Source organism: Bacillus sp. FSL R5-0416 (assembly GCF_037975425.1).
In the GTDB taxonomy this organism is placed as follows: domain Bacteria; phylum Bacillota; class Bacilli; order Bacillales; family Bacillaceae; genus Bacillus; species Bacillus subtilis.
Genome location: NZ_CP150252.1, coordinates 3,424,558 through 3,443,072 on the forward strand (window position 1 = coordinate 3,424,558; position 18,515 = coordinate 3,443,072).

The following is an 18,515-nucleotide window of genomic DNA, read 5'->3' on the forward strand; positions in this document are numbered from 1 at the left end:
AAATTGCATCTAATTGAACTTTACCGGAATACTAGGCTTAAGTAAAATATATTTACATGATGATAACTATTAAGAATCCTAATGATAAAACGGCTATGCTTCATGTAAATAGAAAAAAGAGAAGGACTCCCTTCTCTTCATTCAGCAATCTGATATAAGTGAGGCGGCACAGCGGTTGCAAACGGACTGGCTTCACCTGTATAAAATACCGCCAGCATGTGCATCGCACGGGTGCACGCAGTATATAAAAGCCTGCGGTCGTGCTCTGTATGATAGTGTTCTTCAGATGCATCATAGACAAGCACTGCGTCAAATTCAATTCCCTTCGCTAAATACACCGGAATCACGCAAACACCCTTTTGGAATGGTTGATTTTCTTTATGAATCAGGCGAACATCTGTATATTCACTCATGTGGGCGTGTGCCTGTATGCATTGCTGCGCTGTCTTGCAGATGACGGCTATTGTTTCGTGCCCTTTTTTCTTGAGCCGGCCAATTTCTTGCGCGAGCTTTTGGCAAAGGCTCTCATGTCCTTCAGTTTTGACAACGAGCGGCATTTCCCCGCTTCTATTAAACGGCTCAATATCCGCTCCATCTTGAAGCATCGCTTTGGTAAACTCGACAATCTGCCTTGTTGATCTGTATGTTCTCTTTAAACGAACATACTCAGCAGGCTCATCCTCAAAGCACGCATCCATACGCTGATCCCCATGTATGGTATGCGCGTAGATGGACTGATTGATATCACCGAGCACTGTCATGCTGGCAACCGGAAAAATACTTCTCATGTAAGCCATCTGAAACGGTGAATAGTCCTGGGCTTCGTCAATAAATAGATGTTTGATCTTCGTATTTTTCTTTCTGCCCTCAATCAGATCCTGCATATAAAGAAACGGTGCCGCGTCCTCATAGAGCAATTTATTATCCGTAAATGCCGAACGGGTCAGCTCACCTATCACGGCCATCTTCTCATGCTGAAATTTCCCTCCCCAGCCAGAAAACAATTGCAAATACAGCTGTGAAACATCAAGAAATGCAAGGAGCCTGACTGCCTGCTTGAGCGGTTTGAAAGCTTTTTTCACAATGATGGCGGCAAGCAGCTGCTGCTCTCTTTGATAATCGTTAAACGTACTCTCGCTGAACCGTTTCCTTTCTTGCAGTTTTTTGTACACGTCCAAGTAGTCCTCTTTGTCAAGCAGCTCAGCTTCATGAACGACCCAATCCTTTCGCCGTTCCTTTTTCTCAAGCTTGTTAAGCTCACTCAGCAGCCACTTCGCGGTTTGCTCCATCCGATTCGGAATGGAGTGATTTTGATCCAATGAGTAAAAATAGGATTGAATTTGCTCCTTTGTGATCAGCTTTTGTCCGCGGAATATAATATTTTTAAAAATCATCCCGTCAGAGGAAAGCCGTGTGACGTATTCATTAATGAATTGCTGAAAGGATAAACCCGCCTTCCATGTGATTCCCGCAAGCCTTGTTGGAAAATCGCCTCCCTTTGTTTCGGTCAGGCAATATTCGAGCTGATCAAAGGGGCTTTCACATTTGAACCTGCGGCCAAGACGATGCTCGATATATTCCTGAAACGTCGCCTGTTCCATATTCTCTTCTCCTAACTCCGGCAAAACAGAGGAGACATAGCTGTTAAATAAGAAGTTGGGAGAAAACAAAACGATTTGTCCGGCATCAATGACGCCACGGTGCCTGTATAACAAATAAGCGACACGCTGAAGCGCAGCCGATGTTTTCCCGCTGCCAGCCGCTCCCTGCACGATCAGGATCTTGCTTTTTTCATTACGGATAATCTGATTTTGTTCTTTCTGAATCGTAGACACGATGTTTTTCATTTGGGTATCGGAGTGATGGCTTAATACCTCTTGCAGCATTTCATCACCAATCGTCATATCGGTATTAAACATCGCCTTGAGAGTGCCGTTTTTGATCATAAACTGGCGTTTCAGCACCATTTCCCCTTCTATCGTTTCACCGGGCACCTCGTACTCCGCTTTACCTGGGGAATAATTGTAGTACAAACTTGATATCGGCGCCCTCCAGTCATAAATCAGAAAGTGTTCCTCCTTCTCATCCAAACAGGAAGCTAAACCGATATAAATTCGCTCTGCCTGCTCCTCGCCGTTTTCAATAAAATCAATCCGGCCGAAATAAGGCGATTTTTTTAATTGATGAATTCGTTTGAGCTGCTGATCCATGCGCCGATGATTGTGTTCCCGATCAGACAGCAGCTCTGCCTGCTGCTTAATGCTTGCCATCGTTTCAATCGCTTCATGGGCATCATCAAAATTAACCTTAACATCCTCCCAAAAGCTTTTTCTTAATCCGATGATATCATGCTTCAACCCGCCCGCAGACGTTTCCAGAAACCGCTCTTTTTTTTCGAGCTCCTGCAGCACCTCATCTATTCTCGACTGCTCTTCCTTCCATTCCTTATCCTGCTGATTCATGAACGGCACCTCCAGAAAATAGTTGACAAACATAGATGAAATACTGTAAAATATAATTGGATACATATATCGATTGTATGACGAAACTGGCAAATACAATTTATCTTAGCACATTCACCCAATACCAATCAAGGTTTGGGTTATTTATATGCAGAAAAAACCGATTTCAACTCGAAATCGGTTTTTTCTCTTATGATTTCACATTGATCACTGTTGGAGGTGCTTTTCTTAGGTTGCGAATCTTCTCTTTCATCAGTATCGATTCCTTATTCCATTCAATCTTCGATATAATATTTCTTTTTCATTTTAAAAACACCGCAGAGCTTTACCGTGTTTGTCTGTTCATCTAACGTGAAGAATGACTAAACTGGCTGTTATTGTCATCTTCCATAAAGCAACTACATCCTTGCTATCGTATCTATAGTCGCAGTAAAATAGTCATTTTTCATCCAATTTCGACATATTTCAACAAATTGAAGTTTTTCATTTGGGAGAATAGGACGATGTTACATTATTTCTCTCGGTTTATGATAAGAACATGAAGAAAGAACCAGAATTAGTTAGGAGGAAATACTCAGTGAAGAAAAAGCTATCTATGATGTTGCTGGCATTCGTCGTAGCCGTAACAAGTTTTACGGCAATTGACCTAGTAAACAACAAAGCGGAAGCTAAAGATTGGGTTAAAAAAGGTCAAATATGGAGTACTCATTACCATTCGGGCTCATTTAAAAACTATACTTACTCGCCAACATTTCAGATTTATTATCCAGGACGAGGAACTTGGGCCAACATGACAGCAAACGGATCAGGCAGCGGGAAAATTACAGCAACTCTGCAACAAAAGACAAATAAAGGCTGGAAAAATGTTAAAACTTTTTATGCAACGAAAAAAGGCTCTACAAATTTAAGTTACAAACAAGCTTCTAAAAGCTACAAAACAAAATACAGATTCAAATTCACTAACACAGGAACTAAAAAAACCATCAGCTATACCTTTTGGGCTACCTATTAATTTTCAATAGCTTTGCTCTGCGCGGTCAGCATTCGAAAAGGACTTTTTATTTGATCCCGGCAGGCTACCATAAAAGAAACCTCTCCATGACGGAGAGGTTTCTTTTATTTTACTGACTATCTAAGCGAAAAGAACGGTTTGGCAGCTTCCAATTAAACATATAGGAACAAACCCGGCAAACAACGAGCACGAAAAACAGAACGTACAAGCCGAACGAGTTCCCCAGCCAGCCCAAGCCGACGATTAAACCGCCGAGAGCCGCCCAGACTGCATAAATTTCTGCCTTCAGCACAAGCGGTTTGCGCCCGGCAAGAAGGTCGCGGATGATTCCGCCCCCGCTTCCCGTCAGCACCGCAGCCACGATCACGGCACTAAGCGGATGGCCCATTTTGACAGCATACAGTGCGCCTTGGATAGCAAAGGCAGCGAGGCCGATCGCATCTGATAAATTGCCCCACTTATTCCAATGCTTCAGCAGCAGCTTCGGAAACAGAAACACAATTGTAATAGATAAAAGCGCGATTTGAAAGTACGCTCCCTGCTCCCATAGCGCTGACACCGGAACACCGATCAGCAAATTGCGGATCGCTCCTCCTCCAAAAGCGGTGACAATCCCTAATATATAAACTCCTAAAATATCATATTCCTCTTCCATCGCAACAATTGCGCCGCTGACTGCAAACGCAATGATGCCAATCACACTGAGCAGCTCCCAAGCCATTCTGATGACTCCCTTTTATGTTTGTTAAATTTTCTGACGACCTCTAGATTTTATAATCGCTCAAGCGTAAAATCAATAACATTTTTATGAGAAAAAAAGATAAATTTAGAGGGAATGCCGCATTGATGAATGGCATGAGTTTGCGAAATTAAAAAAGCGCCCGGCATACGCGGGCGCTTTTTTTGTTATTCAGATTTTTCGCCTTTCAGCAGGCACATAAAAATGATAATCAGGATAAAAGCAATCAGGGCCAGGAATGGAATCGTAATAAAACCAAACCAGTTAATATATTGGCCCGAGCACGGCACGCCGCTGATACATGGCTTAATGCCGCTAAAGCCGGGCACTTTTTGCTCTAAGTAATGCATGATCGAAATGAATGCCCCTATAATCGCCATCGGGAGCACATATTTTTTCACTCGTGTGTCCCCTTGAAAGGTGGCGATGCCTAGAATCAGGACGAGCGGATACATGAGGATACGCTGGTACCAGCACAGTTCACATGGAATAAACTTTCTGATTTCACTGAAATACAGGCTGCCCAGCATAGCGATAAGAGCCACAACCCAAGAAGCATATAAAAATACGATTCTATTTTTCATATCGTTACTTCCCTTTCAGCTCTTTTTCTATTGTCTCTTTGATTTCATCATAATTCGCAAAATTTTTGATCACTTTATCATTGACGTAAATCGTCGGTGTTGCCTGTATGTTCATTTTTTGATTAAGGTCAGAATCCTTTTCCACTTGAGAAGCGAATGTTTCCTTATCAAGATTTTCCTTGAGTGTCTCAGGTTTTATCTTTGTGGTGCTTTTTGCAAGATCACCAAGGAGGCCTGGGGTTACCCATTCCTGTTCCGTATCTGGCTGTTTTTCGAACAGCTTTTCATGGAAATCCCAGAAAGAGTCAGGGTCTTCCTTCCATACTTCTTCAGATGCAAGAGCCGCTAATCTTGAACCTTTTCCATGGAACATGACGTTCACGAAAGAAAATTTCACATCGCCCTTATCAATAAAGTCTTTTTGTATTTTTGGAAAGATGTCACTGTTAAACACCTTGCAAGACGGACATTTGTAATCTCCGAATTCTACTACAGTTACCGGTGCATCGTCCTTGCCAAGCACAGGCTGCCCTTTGATAGACGGCTGTCCGGAAACCGCATCATTGCCTTGTTCCGTTTTGTTATTAATGATGACAATGGCTGCTAGCAATACAACAACCACAACCGTAAGGATGACCGCGAATTTCGCAGAAGACTGCTGTTTCTTTTTCACTCCGACACCTCATCGTTTTAAAATTAAAAAAGAAGCGGATCGCAATTGACCCACTTCTTTATTTTAACAAGACAAGCGCCGATAAGAAAACCCCGAAAAAATGAATTCTCTCCGACAATTTATTTGTTTTTGAGACGCATGACGCGCATCGCGTTTGCCACAGCGAGCAGTGTAACACCGACATCTGAGAAAACCGCTTCCCACATGGTTGCAATTCCAAATGCTCCAAGAATGAGAAAGATCGCTTTCACACCTAAAGCAAAGCCGATGTTTTGCCACACGATTCGCCGTGTCCGTTTCGCAATCCGAATCGCTTCTGCTATTTTTGACGGCTGATCTGTCATCAGCACGATGTCTGCGGCTTCTACCGCGGCGTCTGAGCCAAGGCCTCCCATCGCAACCCCTATATCTGCGCGTGCAAGCACCGGCGTATCATTGATGCCGTCACCGACAAAAATGAGTTTTTCACTAGGCAAAAGCTTAGCTTCTAATGCTTCGACCTGCGCGACTTTATCTTGCGGCAGCAGCTCTGCATATACCTCACCAATCCCAAGCTGTTTTCCGACGGCTTCTCCCGTTTGTTTCGAATCACCCGTCAGCATAGCTGTCTGTTTGATCCCAAGCGACTTCAGATCAGCAACCGCCTGTGCTGCGTCTTCCTTTACTTCATCCGCTATGATGATTGCTCCGACATAGCTTTGATCAACAGCAACGTGTACGATTGTTCCAGCATTTTCATCCGGGACATCCTCAATTTGTTCTCTTTCCATGAGCTTTTTATTCCCAGCAAGGATCTCAGTTCCATTTACCTTTGCAAAAATGCCGTGACCGGAGATTTCTTCGTATGACTCAATCTCATCGGAGGAAAGCATTTTCCCGTAAGCTTTACGCACAGATTCAGCAATCGGATGCTGTGAATGAAGCTCAGCGTATGCCGCCGCTTCAAGTAATCTATCCTTTGTAAAACCTTCCGCTGGTTTGATTTCTGTCACTTCAAAGCTGCCTTTTGTTAGTGTTCCCGTTTTATCAAACACCGCGTATTTGACTTGATTCAAAGCTTCTAAATAATTGCTTCCCTTTACAAGCACTCCGGCCTTTGAGGCCGCTCCGATTCCGCCGAAGAAACCGAGCGGAATGGAGACAACAAGCGCACAAGGACAAGAAATCACTAAAAAGATAAGCGCGCGGTACACCCAATCGGAAAGCGCGGCGCCAGAAAGAACAAGCGGCGGAACAAAGGCCAGCAATACCGCGATGATCACAACAGCAGGTGTATAATACTTGGCAAACTTCGTGATAAAGTTTTCTGTCCGGGCTTTACGGCTGCTCGCATTCTGAACCAAGTCTAATATTTTTGATACTGCTGATTCCTGATAGCCCTTTGTGACTTCAATATGCAGAACGCCGTTTTGATTGATTAAGCCTGACATTACATCTTGTCCTTCCGCAGCTTTTCTCGGAACGGACTCACCTGTTAAAGCAGATGTATCAACCATCGCTGACCCTTGCACGACCTTACCGTCCAGGGGTATGCTTTCTCCCGGATTAACCACAATGATGTCTCCTGTCTGAACATCCTCCGGGGAAACCTGTTCGATGCCGTTCTTTGTTTTGAGATTGGCGTAATCAGGCCGTATGTCCATTAACGCACTAATTGATTTTCTGGAACGGCTGACCGCGGCACCTTGAAAAAGCTCACCGATTTGATAAAACAGCATAACGGCGACGCCCTCAGGGTATTGCTGAATCAGAAAGGCGCCGATTGTAGCAAGAGCCATTAAGAAATGCTCATCAAACACCTGACCGCGGATGATGTTTTTGACTGCGCGGATCATAATGTCACCGCCGATGATCAAATAAGCAGCGAGGAAAAGGAAAAGTTCAATGGTTCCCGAATGAACCAAATATGCCGCTGCGCCGAGAATGACAGCCGCCGCCATTCTGATCAGCATATTGACCATTCGATTACGATAGCCATCATCAGCTGATTTCTTTATATGCTTTTGGCGAACCGTTACATGCGGATCAATTGATTTCACTTTTTTCTCTACTTTATTCGTGACCCATTGCTCTTCTTTCCCATCGGCTGAGACAGTTAAGGTGCTTGCCGCAAAATTTACCGCGCATCCGTCAATGCCTTTTATGCCTTTGACTCCATTTTCGATTTTTTGGGCACAATTGCTGCAATCCAAACCGTCCAGAACGTATTCCTGTTTCACTAGTCTCACCTTACCTTCCGATTTAGGGTTCCCTTTTCAAAGCGTATCAATGAGTATTGCATTCGTTTTAATATATATGAGCATATACTCATATATAAGTTACACCTATTATATGTTGTTTTCCAAGAAAGTGTCAATGAAAAACAAAAACCGGCATATAGCCGGTTTTTCATTTTACTTTTTGCAGACGAAGAGCATTCAGAACAACGGAAACGGAGCTGAATGCCATTGCTGCTCCTGCTATCCACGGTGCTAAAAATCCAAGTGCTGCGATTGGGATGCCGAGGCTGTTATAGCCAAGCGCCCAGAATAAATTTTGTTTAATGTTTTTCATTGTCAATCTGCTCATGCGGATTGCGTCGGCAATACTGTTCAGATCGCCGCGAATCAGTGTAATGTCTGATGTTTCCATGGCAATGTCCGTGCCAGTTCCAATCGCCATGCCGATGTCAGCTGTGGCAAGCGCCGGCGCATCGTTAATTCCGTCGCCTACCATTGCTGTCTGGCGGCCTTCTTTTTGCAAGCGGGCGATTTCCGCCGCCTTTTGTTCAGGAAGGACTTCCGCAATGATATTCGCAATTCCCGCTTCCTTCGCAATGGCTTCTGCGGTTCTGCGATTGTCTCCTGTCATCATGATGACATCAAGGCCCAACTCTTTCAGACGGGCAACAGCCTTCCGCGACGTGTCCTTAATCGTATCTGCAACCGCTACTAGCCCAGCTGCTTCTCCATCAATGGATACAAGCATAACTGTTTTTCCTTCTGCCTCTAGCTCTTCCATTTTGGCGAGAAGAGCCCCATGCTCAACCTGTTCGCTCTCCATTAATTTTCTTGTGCCGACGAGAATGCTTTTTCCTCCGGCTTCAGCCAAAATGCCTGCGCCGACTTTTGCTTCAAAGCGGGTAAGCTTCGGTATCTCAAGCCCTTTATCTTTCACGCCAGCAATAATCGCTTCGCCAAGCGGATGCTCTGATCCCGTTTCGGCTGCCGCTGCAAATTGAAGCAAATCTTTTTCTTCAAAACGGCCGAATGGAATGGCATCTGTCAGACGCGGCTTCCCGTTTGTCACGGTTCCGGTTTTATCAAGAACAATTGTATCGAGACGATGTGTTTTTTCTAAATGCTCGCCGCCTTTAAATAAAATCCCGAATTCAGCAGCGCGTCCAGATCCAGCCATTATGCTTGTCGGAGTGGCAAGACCGAGGGCGCAAGGACAGGCAATGACAAGAACCGCAATGAACTTGCTGATCGCTTCAGCAAAATCGCCAGGAGCCGCCCAAAGGTACCAAATGAGAAAAGTGAGAACGGCTATCCCCAATACAATGGGCACAAAAATGCCTGAAATCTGGTCAGCGAGACGCTGGATCGGCGCTTTTGACCCTTGTGCTTCCTCAACAATTTTGATGATATGAGAAAGCGCAGTATCCTTTCCGACGTTGACAGCTTTAATTTTCAGGAAACCGTTTGCGTTAACGGTTGAACCTGTCACGCTGTCACCAGGATTTTTGTCAACAGGAAGACTTTCTCCTGTAATCATCGATTCGTCAACTGCTGAGCGGCCTTCAATCACTTCTCCGTCGACAGGAATTCGTTCGCCAGGTTTGACGTAAACAATGTCATTAACAAGCACTTCATCGATCGGGATGATTTGCTCCTGTCCGTCTCTTACAACAGTCGCTGTTTTCGCTTGAAGCTTCATCAGCTTTTTAATCGCATCCGAGGAACGGCCTTTAGCTTTTGTTTCAAACAACTTGCCTAATAAAATCAGCGTCAGCAAAATCGCGCTTGTTTCATAGTATAGGCCGTCTGTATGCCCGTGAGAGCCAAGGCTTTGAAAAGTAAGATAAAGGCTATAAGCGTAAGCAGCCGTCGTACCGAGGGCGACCAATACATCCATATTGGCGCTTTTATTTCTGAGCGCCTTATACGCACCCACATAAAACGGCCAGCCGATCAGAAATTGGACTGGTGTCGCCAGCGCAAATTGCATCCACGGATTGAGAAATATATCGGGTACCCAAATGAATGATGTAAATGTAAAATGGCTCACCATCGCCCAAAGCAATGGAAACGACAGGACAGCTGAAAAAATCAGTCTCGCTGTTTGCTTCCGTTCTTCTTTCTTTTTAGCAGCAGCAGCCTCACTGTCCTGTTCCCCCTTCAACTTTAGCTTATATCCAAGCTTATCTACCGCTTCTTTCAAATCGCCGACAGACGCTTCTTTTGGATTGTATTCGACCGTAACTGTTTCTAAAGCGAAGTTTACTGGTGCATTTGCGACGCCTTCTATTTTGTTAAGCCGTTTTTCAATCCGATTGGCGCAAGCCGCACAGGTCATGCCTTCAATATCGAATTCAGCTTTTTCTGTAACAACGTGATAGCCCAGCTTTTCTATTTTTTCTTGAATCGCTGCAGTCCCTGTTTCAGCAGGATCGTAGATTACATTTGATGTTTCCGTTGCCAGATTAACATTGGCATCCGTGACACCGGGCATCCGCTTCAGGCCTTTTTCAATTCTGGCAGCACATGCCGCACAGGTCATACCAGAGACCTGCATCGCGATTTCCTTTTGTTCACTCAACATACTCACTCCTTTATATACACCTGGGGGGTATATAAAAATGAAAGAAATATCGCGCCTCCCTAAAGGCGCGATACCTTGAATCACTCAGCTACGTCATAGCCCTGATCTTCTATCGCATCCGCAATATCTTTGACTGATACTTTGTCAGCATCAAACGAAACATCGACTTTACCCGCTTCCAGATTGACATGAACGGCACTGACGCCGTCCAGTTCTCCTACGCTTGTTTCTACTGCTTTGACGCAGTGCTGACAAGACATTCCTTCAACTTGCAATGTTTTTTGTTCCATAATCAATTCCTCCTGTTTATTCTTTCTATTTACATACTACCATACCCCCGTAGGGTATTACAATAAAAAAACGCTTTATGATTTTGTGAACTTTTTAAACACGTCCAAAAGCTCAGAAATGGCCTGTTCCCCGTCTCCGCTTTTGATGGCATCTGCTACACAATGATGGGCATGATCCTCAAGCAAATGAAGCGCCACATTTTTCATTGCCGCCTGAACAGCTGAAATTTGCACAAGAATATCTACACAATATCTGTCGTTTTCCACCATGTTTTGAATGCCTCTGACTTGACCCTCAATCCGCTTAAGCCGGTTTGTAATCTGATCCTTTTCTTTCGAGCTTTTATGGTTTAATGTTTTATGTTCGTTATGCTTTTCCATGCGTACACCTCTGTTTAATGATATTAATTCCCATTATACTGATTGTCCAAACGGTTGTCTAAGCATGCCGACGCAAAAAATGAATCAGTTAGGTTTTACCATTTGATCAGGAGGGTATATACTTCTGTTGATAACGCTTTTAAAGGGGAGAAGAAAAGTGGATACGATCAAGGTTGGAATATTAGGATACGGATTGTCCGGTTCTGTTTTTCACGGGCCGCTGCTGGATGTTCTGGATGAATATCAAATCAGCAAAATCATGACATCTCGGACAGAAGAAGTGAAACGGGACTTTCCAGATGCTGAGGTTGTACATGAGCTTGAGGAAATCACAAATGACCCTGCCATTGAGCTTGTCATTGTCACCACCCCGAGCGCCCTTCATTACGAGCATGCTATGGCATGCATACAGGCCGGAAAACATGTTGTGATGGAAAAACCAATGACAGCAACAGCCGAAGAGGGGGAAACATTAAAAAGGGCTGCCGATGAAAAAGGCGTATTATTAAGCGTATATCATAACCGACGCTGGGATAACGACTTTTTAACGATTAAAAAGCTGATCTCTGAGGGATCTCTTGAAGATATCAATACATATCAAGTTTCCTATGACCGCTACAGACCTGAAGTTCAAGCACGGTGGCGGGAAAAAGAAGGCATTGCCACTGGTACGCTGTATGATCTCGGCTCCCACATCATAGACCAAACCCTGCATTTGTTTGGGATGCCTAAAGCCGTGACTGCAAACGTGATGGCCCAGCGGGAAAATGCCGAAACGGTTGACTATTTTCATTTAACCCTGGACTATGGCAAGCTTCAAGCCATTCTATACGGAGGATCAATCGTTCCGGCAAACGGACCTCGTTATCAAATCCATGGAAAAGATTCCAGCTTTATCAAATACGGAATTGACGGACAGGAAGACGCACTCAGAGCGGGAAGAAAACCAGAGGATGACAGCTGGGGTGCAGATGATCAGGAGTTTTACGGACAGCTTACAACCATTCGTGGCTCCGACAAAAAAACAGAAACGATCCCATCAGTAAATGGCTCCTACCTTACTTATTACCGCAAAATAGCGGAAAGCATACGGGAAGGTGCTGCGCTGCCAGTCACTGCTGAGGAAGGTATTAATGTCATCCGCATCATTGAAGCCGCGATGAAAAGCAGTAAAGAGAAACGAACCATTATGCTGGAGCACTAAAACAAAAGCCTCCCCAAATAAGGGGAGGCTTTTTCATTAGAACGTTTTTCCTGCTTCTTTCGCACGCGCAATCGCGTCTTCTTTGATTTGCTGTGCTTTATCAGGCTCCGCATTATGTCCCTCTACGAAAATGCCATCGAATGATGGTACGCCGAAGAAGTTCATCATGATGCCGATGTAGCGGTGCCCCATTTCCATCTCAGCCGCAGGGCCTTCTGAATAGTAGCCGCCGCGCGCTTGGATATGAATTGCTTTTTTATCAGTCAACAAGCCAATAGGGCCTTGTTCTGTGTATTTGAATGATTTTCCTGCAACAGCAACAGAATCAAGATACGCTTTCATCACTGGCGGGAATGAGAAGTTCCATAAAGGTGTAACAAATACGTACTTATCAGCTGATGCAAATTGATCGCTAAGCTCTCCCAAACGGCCTACTTTCGCTTTTTCGCTTTCAGAAAGCTCTTCAAAGCCTGTACCTGACTGAAGCTTTCCCCATCCGCTGAATACATCTGCGTCAATGTGCGGGATGTTTTCTTTGTACAAATCGATATGTACAACTTCATCATTTGGATTTGCTTCTTTGTAAGATTCGATAAATGCTTTACCTGTTGCCATACTGTACGAAGTTGCTTCGTCATGCGGATGAGCAGTGATATATAATACTTTTGCCATTTTTACCAGCCCTTTCGTTTTTAAAAATCACACACCAATTATTATCATACAGATGCATAATGATTATTCTGTCTCTCTTAGACTTTATTATAGAGACAAAGAAATTTACTTTCAAGTAAAACATCTCGAATTAAAGATTATTTAACTTTCCAAACAGCTTACTTTTCAAAAGCTGTTCTCAAGCCTGAATACAGCGCGGACAATTCTTTACTGATTCGAGGATAATGAGGAACATGCGGCACTTGAATATCCGCAGGCATCCTTTTCATGATAAAGGATTGCTGAGCCTGTTCAAAAAACGCCCGCAGCTGGTTGATCTCTTCATCAGAAAACGGAGCAGGCGGACGGCGGTGAGCTTGCGCCGAGAGCAAATAGTACCCTAAGTGCTGAGCACCGGAAATGGCAGGCCAGAGCGCATCCGCATTCGCATGAGGAAACTCGCCAAGCGCCTTGTCATACGCATCCCGAAGCCTGACAAGGCTCACCCTTAACATGTGTTCGTCGGCATTCTGCCCGGTTAACAGTTTCTCCATAAACTGCCCTTCCAACCGGATGACGTTCCTCATCAGTTCAGGCAGCCGCTTCGTTGAAAACCGCCGCCACAAAAGCATTGTTCCCAATAGCCCGATCACGCTGCCGACAGCTACGTCCGTCAGCCTCGCTATCATAAAATAACCGGTTCCCGCGCCGCCATGCATACTTTCTGTGATAACAAGCGCGTTTGCTGTTAAAAAGGGAACAGCCAGCGCATAATTGCGGACAATCAGCATCTCAAGAAGACATTGCAGCGCTGCAATACATAACGCAATATAAACACCGCCCGGCTTAAAAAACAGGATTGCGCCTGCCAGCATAACACCGATCACCGTTCCGGCCGAACGCTGAATAGCCCTGTGAAGCGTAAAAACAACAGTAGTGCCAAGCATGACCGCTGCTGCCGAAAGCGGAATCCAATAGGAGCGTGCAAAGCCGAATGCGAGGGCAAACATATCGGCGGCAAACAGAACAATTCCGTACTTTAACGCTCTAATTAAAACTGGAGACTTCCAGTCAAAAGCATTTCTCAAAAAGTAAAAAGAGGATGGCAGGCGGCTCGGTTCCCCGTCAAGCTGCTTATCAAAACGTCCTGAAGCGATATGCAAAACCTCATTGATTTCTTCAAACAGCTTCCGCCTAGGCTCAGATTCATTTTCATTAATCTGAAACGTATTGAAAACCCGTGCATTCGCAAGCATATCTCCGGTTTGGCGAAGTGCCTTTTCAATCTGCGCGGTCTCTCTGTCCGGCGTTTCAGCTGAAAAATGAATAATGGCAATAAATATGTCGTCAGCTTTCTCAAGGAGGCGAAAAAATCGTTCATCATGCCGCGATTTTTTCCGTTTATTCCCTTTCCCAAGAACCGTTTGGCGGGCTGTTCTAAGCATGAGCACCGTCTGATGCTGTGCGTTATGAAAACCTGGCGTTCCGACGGCTGAAAGACATGCAGCCAGCTGATGATATGTTTTTTGCAGCACCGCTCCCTCCGGTCCATGTTTGTTCCATAACCAGCCGATTAAAGCGATACCCATGGCGAAAATGCCGCCGAGAAACGTCAGTCCCGCTCTGAACAGCGCTTGTGAAGGATCGGCCGGCAGCCCGGAACTGACTAAAAAGGCAAGGACAAAAAACATCGGCGCAGGGCCTTGAATGCCGAGCGCGCTAAAAATAAACATCACCGCTGCACCGATCAGCCCCAAAACAGCTGCCATCATCCAAAGCGTCCCAGACAAAAGCGTCCCTAAACCAAATGAGAGGGCGATCCCAAAGGAAACCAAGAGCAGCTTCATGGCGCGCTTTTTGTACGATTCACCGCCCGCATATAAATAAACAAAGCCTCCGATACTTGCAATTAATCCGTAATCCGTGTGACCTGCCAATGCACCGACCAGCACAGGAAACCCTGAAGCGAAACCTGATCCGATAGCCTTTTTCCAAGGAAATGGATTTGCATGAATGCGAAAGGCATCCTTCACGATAGGCATGATTCTTTGATTGTTCGCAGCAGTTTTGTTCATTTGACAAAATCCTTTTCAATGAATGTGTAGAACTTTTCCCGTTTCTTCACTTTAGTATGTCCAAAAACGCGGTTAGCTTCTCAATTGGTGCGCCCGATAAAAAAACAGAGACTTATACCGTCTCTGCTTCATTACATCAGTTTATTATAAAAGCGGCACCTGTCAGGACTGTTTTGTCCTTCTGCCTTCCTTCAAGAGCAGGTGAATAAAAAATAAAGGATAAATCAATAGATACCCATTAAACAGCCACCACACAAGATCAAAGTCACTGCTGAATGTCCAGAATGATAGCGCCTGCAGACCTGAACAACAGGTCAGCACAAGAGAAATCAGCGCCATCAGCTTCCAGTCAGCACGATTCACCCGCTGTAGGTACAAGCTGTACAACCCTGTGACAGAAATCAGGATATCCAGCGGAAAAAAAGACCAGTTCCAAGCGATCATAAACGGATGGTCATGATGTTTAAAAGCCCAGCTTTCCGGTATGAGCGAAAATCCGGCTGACAGCCAGTACAAGATAAAACCGATATCAGTCACGAGAAAAAACAGCTTCATATATCTCATTTGTACTGCCCGCTTTTATGTACCGGCTCAGACACCGCAGCATGCTCGATCAGGTTTAAAGACACAACACCGGCAATAATCAATCCAATTGAAATGACTTTCATGACACTCACATGTTCTTGAAAAAACAAAAAACCAACGACTGTAATCAGGACAATTCCCATCCCTGACCATACAGCATAAGCAACTGACACATCAATGGATTTAAGCGTAAGCGTCAGAAAGAAAAGACTCCCTCCATAAAAGAAAATCAACAGCAAACTGGGAATAAGCTTTGTAAAACCAGACGATAGCTTCATGCTGACCGTTCCCACAACCTCAAACAAAATCGCCAAGCATAGAAACACCCAATTCACGTGGCATCAGCCTCCTCATCAGCTGTTATACCGTTAAACAAAACATCTACAATTGATTCAAGTACCTCTCCTGTCGTGAACTGATGTTTCAGTGGATATTCAGGGTCATACACTTGGTTGATGCTCCCTATATACATGTGAATAAACAGGTCCGGATTGATGTTTCTGATTCTCTTTTGCTGTTTGCACTCGTTTAATAATTCTAGGACAATGGCCCATTCTGCCTTAATAAACGTGTCTAATGTAAGCCACGCATCGTAATGGTATTTCTTTAGTTCATTTAATAATCCCATGTTCAGCAGTTCCATTCCCTGCGGAAGGCTGATCAGCATTTTTTTCACCTTTTCAAGCACATTTAAACTTTCATTTTCATAGATGTCTCTTTCCATTTGCTTCATTTCGGCTAAAAATTGTTCGACAACCGCCTCAACAAGCTGATCTTTAGATGAATAATATGCATAGAGCGTCCGTTTGCTCGTTCCCAGCGCTGCAGCCAAATCATTCATCGTAAATGAAAATCCTTTTTGCTTGATCAGCCGGAAAGTTTCCGCCAGAATTCTTTTATCCATATTAATCCCCCGCTTTCGGTACCAAGAAAACTATTTCGGTACCAATATTATACGGCAGAAATTTATGGAAATCAACAATATATAAAAAACCTCTCCTGTTGGGAGAGGTTTAAAAGACACTGCGGACCAAACCGCCGTCCGCCCGAAGTGCCGCGCCATTGATCGCAGAGGAAAGCGGGCTGCTTAAAAATGTAACGAAATGGGCGATTTCTTCCGGACGGATCAGTCTTTGAATAATAGATGTCGGCCGGTTTTCTTTCATAAAACGTGCCTCAGCTTCTTGAACAGTCAGGTTTTCACCAGGATACAGCGAGTTCAGCATGGTTTCCACACCCTCTGTTAAGGTAGAGCCCGGCATGACGGTGTTGACTGTGACATTCGTGCCGGTTGCCAGCTCCGCCAAACTGCGGGAAATGGACAGCTGCATCGTTTTTGTCGCACTGTAATGGGCCATTTCCTGTGACGGCATAATCGCCGCTTCACTGGCAATGAAAATCACACGCCCTTCTTTTTTCTCTATCATGTTATGCAAATACCTGCGTGTCAGCCTTACACCGCTCATAATATTCACTTCAAAAAAACGAAACCATTCATCGTCGGGAATATCAAAGTACTCCGCCGGTTCAAAAATCCCTAAATTGTTGACCAAAATATCAACCTCTGGATATGCCTGAAACAGCTCATTGCAGCCTTCTTCAGTTCCCAAATCAAATGCGGCCGGATAAAGAACCGCTTCAGCATGTTGTGTTTTCAGTTCATCTATCGTCTGATTCACTTTCTCTTCCCGGCGTCCGTTAATGATCACTGCCGCACCTTCTTCAGCTAACGAAGAGGCAATAGCTTTTCCGATCCCTGATGTCGAACCGGTCACCAGTGCGGTTTTTCCTTGTAAATTCAGCTTCATTATTCATCCCTCCGTTTTTGATTCCTCTTATTTATTGACAGAAATCTGATTGGTGAAACATCTGCTCTGCAATCAGTATGAAACAGCTGGGATTGAAATGGAAGTACGCACTTTTTGGTGCCTGTGGTTTGGAGAAAAAATAAAGCAGAACCTCTTAAGAGGTTCTGCTTTATGCTCATTATGTATGGAGACGGTGGGAGTCGAACCCACGTCCAGAAACATCGATTACTTAAGCGTCTACGAGCGTAGCCTGCATATTTATGGTTTCACTCATCTTCTTGCCTGCGGGCGGGCCTTCCGAGAGCTAGTCTGTTCATCTCTTCTTACGTTCTCAGACAGGAACGCAAGCGTAGCCTACTTGGATGTGCTCTTCACAGACACATAGGCAATGTCAGGAAGAGCTCGCTGCGCTTATTAGGCAGCTAATGCTACGTTTTGGTTAAAACTGTTAGTTTTGCCAGTTATATTTAAGTGCGTGTTTACGAGATCGCCTCTCGGCTCGCAGCTCAAGCTCGATCCATCCCTGTCGAATCCGTAACGTCCCCTTGGTATAAGGGAAATACGGGAGAAAATATCAAGCTCTCACTCAAACTGGCTATAGTCTTATTATAACATGATCACGGCTCTTTTCAATTGTCAAATCCTTCAAATGAATGGCGTCGTGATCTGATCGTGAACACAGTATAGCACAGGCCTGATTTTCGAATCAAGCACTATGCCTTTAGAAGCCTTTTTGACTGTCTCTGAACGCTCTTTCGATTTCCCGCTTCGCGTCCTTGCGCTTCAGATCTTCCCGTTTGTCATAGTTCTTCTTCCCTTTTCCAAGGCCGAGAAGCACTTTGGCAAAGCCGTTTTTTAAATACAGCTTCAGCGGAACGAGAGAATAGCCTTTTTCCTTTGTTAACCCGATCAGCTTATTAATCTCCTTGCGGTGCATTAACAGCTTTCTTGTCCGAAGCGGATCGTGGTTATAGCGGTTTCCCTGCTCATATGGGCTGACGTGCATATTGTGGAGAAACACTTCTCCCCGTTCGATTTTGGCGAAGGAATCCTTAAGGTTTACGCGGCCGGCGCGAATCGATTTGATTTCGGTTCCTTGCAGAACGATGCCTGTTTCATAGGTTTCTTCTATAAAATAATCGTGATTGGCTTTCTTATTTTGAGATAATACTTTTCCTGACCCTTTTGGCATGCCAGAACCTCCTCTCTCTAAGGAAAAACTGTCCACCTTTTGCGATACGCTCTATT

Annotated in this window: 17 protein-coding genes and 1 other RNA gene; 2 read left to right on the forward strand and 16 right to left on the reverse strand. The window is 44.6% G+C overall.

Going from position 1 to position 18,515, the window contains the following annotated elements; all coding sequences use genetic code 11:
• Window positions 1–137: 137 nt before the first annotated feature.
• Window positions 138–2,462 carry a DNA helicase IV gene (gene helD, locus NYE20_RS18260; protein WP_161621251.1) on the reverse strand — a complete coding sequence of 775 codons (2,325 nt, stop codon included), beginning with the start codon at window positions 2,460–2,462 and terminating at the stop codon, window positions 138–140.
• A 577-nt stretch (window positions 2,463–3,039) separates the two neighbouring features.
• Between helD and NYE20_RS18265 the strand changes: the two genes are divergently transcribed.
• Window positions 3,040–3,474, forward strand: a complete 435-nt coding sequence (locus tag NYE20_RS18265; RefSeq protein ID WP_014477979.1) for a hypothetical protein — start codon at window positions 3,040–3,042, stop codon at window positions 3,472–3,474.
• Window positions 3,475–3,583: 109 nt separating this feature from the next.
• Here the strand turns inward: NYE20_RS18265 and NYE20_RS18270 are convergent, their stop codons facing one another.
• The 7 genes from NYE20_RS18270 to csoR all read right to left on the reverse strand — a co-directional run bounded on the left by NYE20_RS18270 (window position 3,584) and on the right by csoR (window position 10,944).
• On the reverse strand, window positions 3,584–4,195 hold the full coding sequence (locus NYE20_RS18270; protein WP_003228419.1) for a trimeric intracellular cation channel family protein: 612 nt from the start codon (window positions 4,193–4,195) through the stop codon (window positions 3,584–3,586).
• Between the two features lie 185 nt (window positions 4,196–4,380).
• Window positions 4,381–4,797 carry a disulfide oxidoreductase gene (locus tag NYE20_RS18275; protein WP_072173508.1) on the reverse strand — a complete coding sequence of 139 codons (417 nt, stop codon included), beginning with the start codon at window positions 4,795–4,797 and terminating at the stop codon, window positions 4,381–4,383.
• Window positions 4,798–4,801: 4 nt separating this feature from the next.
• Window positions 4,802–5,470 carry a disulfide bond formation protein BdbD gene (gene bdbD, locus NYE20_RS18280; protein ID WP_072173507.1) on the reverse strand — a complete coding sequence of 223 codons (669 nt, stop codon included), beginning with the start codon at window positions 5,468–5,470 and terminating at the stop codon, window positions 4,802–4,804.
• Window positions 5,471–5,589: 119 nt separating this feature from the next.
• Window positions 5,590–7,698 (reverse strand): heavy metal translocating P-type ATPase, encoded by a 2,109-nt coding sequence (locus NYE20_RS18285; protein ID WP_161621250.1) that lies wholly within the window; start codon window positions 7,696–7,698, stop codon window positions 5,590–5,592.
• Between the two features lie 160 nt (window positions 7,699–7,858).
• Window positions 7,859–10,270: a copper-exporting P-type ATPase CopA gene (copA, locus tag NYE20_RS18290; RefSeq protein ID WP_161621249.1), complete on the reverse strand. Its 2,412-nt coding sequence runs from the start codon at window positions 10,268–10,270 to the stop codon at window positions 7,859–7,861.
• Window positions 10,271–10,353: 83 nt separating this feature from the next.
• Complete coding sequence (gene copZ, locus NYE20_RS18295; protein ID WP_003228406.1) at window positions 10,354–10,563, reverse strand: copper chaperone CopZ; 210 nt, start codon at window positions 10,561–10,563, stop codon at window positions 10,354–10,356.
• A gap of 75 nt (window positions 10,564–10,638) precedes the next feature.
• A complete protein-coding gene (gene csoR, locus NYE20_RS18300; protein WP_003228404.1) occupies window positions 10,639–10,944 on the reverse strand; it encodes a copper-sensing transcriptional repressor CsoR in 306 nt (101 codons plus the stop codon).
• A gap of 127 nt (window positions 10,945–11,071) precedes the next feature.
• Here csoR and iolW point away from each other — a divergent pair, with 127 nt between their 5' ends.
• Entirely contained in the window at window positions 11,072–12,148 is a 1,077-nt protein-coding gene (gene iolW / locus NYE20_RS18305; protein WP_161621248.1) for a scyllo-inositol 2-dehydrogenase, read from the forward strand.
• Between the two features lie 36 nt (window positions 12,149–12,184).
• Here iolW and azoRB read toward each other — a convergent pair whose 3' ends face one another.
• The 8 genes from azoRB to smpB form a co-directional block, all read right to left on the reverse strand.
• Window positions 12,185–12,820: an FMN-dependent NADH-azoreductase AzoRB gene (gene azoRB, locus NYE20_RS18310; RefSeq protein WP_003235159.1), complete on the reverse strand. Its 636-nt coding sequence runs from the start codon at window positions 12,818–12,820 to the stop codon at window positions 12,185–12,187.
• A gap of 158 nt (window positions 12,821–12,978) precedes the next feature.
• Window positions 12,979–14,874 (reverse strand): FUSC family protein, encoded by a 1,896-nt coding sequence (locus NYE20_RS18315; protein ID WP_161621247.1) that lies wholly within the window; start codon window positions 14,872–14,874, stop codon window positions 12,979–12,981.
• Between the two features lie 162 nt (window positions 14,875–15,036).
• Window positions 15,037–15,438 carry a YvaD family protein gene (locus tag NYE20_RS18320; protein WP_003242541.1) on the reverse strand — a complete coding sequence of 134 codons (402 nt, stop codon included), beginning with the start codon at window positions 15,436–15,438 and terminating at the stop codon, window positions 15,037–15,039.
• Window positions 15,435–15,794, reverse strand: a complete 360-nt coding sequence (locus NYE20_RS18325; RefSeq protein WP_038829361.1) for a multidrug efflux SMR transporter — start codon at window positions 15,792–15,794, stop codon at window positions 15,435–15,437. Before NYE20_RS18325 ends, NYE20_RS18320 begins: the two co-directional genes overlap by 4 nt.
• Complete coding sequence (locus NYE20_RS18330) at window positions 15,791–16,363, reverse strand: TetR/AcrR family transcriptional regulator (protein ID WP_032722523.1); 573 nt, start codon at window positions 16,361–16,363, stop codon at window positions 15,791–15,793. Before NYE20_RS18330 ends, NYE20_RS18325 begins: the two co-directional genes overlap by 4 nt.
• Window positions 16,364–16,472: 109 nt before the next feature.
• Window positions 16,473–17,267: an SDR family oxidoreductase gene (locus NYE20_RS18335; RefSeq protein ID WP_003228388.1), complete on the reverse strand. Its 795-nt coding sequence runs from the start codon at window positions 17,265–17,267 to the stop codon at window positions 16,473–16,475.
• Between the two features lie 182 nt (window positions 17,268–17,449).
• Window positions 17,450–17,812, reverse strand: a transfer-messenger RNA (tmRNA) gene (ssrA, locus tag NYE20_RS18340).
• A 176-nt stretch (window positions 17,813–17,988) separates the two neighbouring features.
• Entirely contained in the window at window positions 17,989–18,459 is a 471-nt protein-coding gene (gene smpB / locus NYE20_RS18345) for an SsrA-binding protein (protein WP_003220025.1), read from the reverse strand.
• Window positions 18,460–18,515: the final 56 nt, after the last annotated feature.